The 663-nt window shown below is 62.4% G+C and carries 1 pseudogene; it reads left to right on the top strand.

Annotated elements, in window-relative coordinates:
* Positions 1 to 581, top strand: a pseudogene (locus tag AC04SH_RS34920) (tyrosine-type recombinase/integrase); the annotation flags it as partial.
* Positions 582 to 663: the final 82 nt, after the last annotated feature.

The following is a 663-nucleotide window of genomic DNA, read 5'->3' as shown; positions in this document are numbered from 1 at the left end:
CACGGGAGACCCTGGAAACCTGGCTGAGCGAGCGGGCTCGATACTGGGCTCGCCCGACGTTGATGCTTTACGCCCGCATAATCAACCGATTCCTCGATTACCTCGTGCAGGAGGGTTTTATCGCCAGCAATCCCATCAACGAATTGTGCGCCGCTCATCAAGCCAGAAGCGACAAGGCGGTGCTGCGAGCGCTGCTCTCGCCCGATCCCGATCAAGCTCTGGAGGCATTGCGGCAGCTCCCAGCGTTCGGCAGTGTGCTCGGGGACCTCATGCGCAACCATATCGCTCTCATGCGAACCAGAGGCTATCGCTATCTGACGCAGGCGCATTGGCTCTGGCGCTTTGACCGCTTTTTGCAGATACACCCGGAATTGGCGGCGGAGCCGATACCGATCATGCTACAGCACTGGGCGGCGGCACGGTCGACGGCGAACCATGCCGCCGAATGCGAGAAGCTCGCGCGCGTGCTGGGCAAGGCGCTTAACCGTCTTGATCCGGCGATCATGCCGAAACGTGTCAAACGCCATCCGGAACTGCCCCCTTTGCGTCATGAAGAACTGCCCCCACCATCGGGTTCATGATGTCGGTTGAAGGTTGGTTCCGCCGGTGACGGGCCGGAGGGAGGCGGAGCCGACCGGAGGCCTGTCACCGGCGGGCGGCCTG

This window comes from Mesorhizobium sp. CNPSo 4688 (genome assembly GCF_057784295.1).
This window is presented reverse-complemented; position numbering and strand designations above follow the sequence as displayed.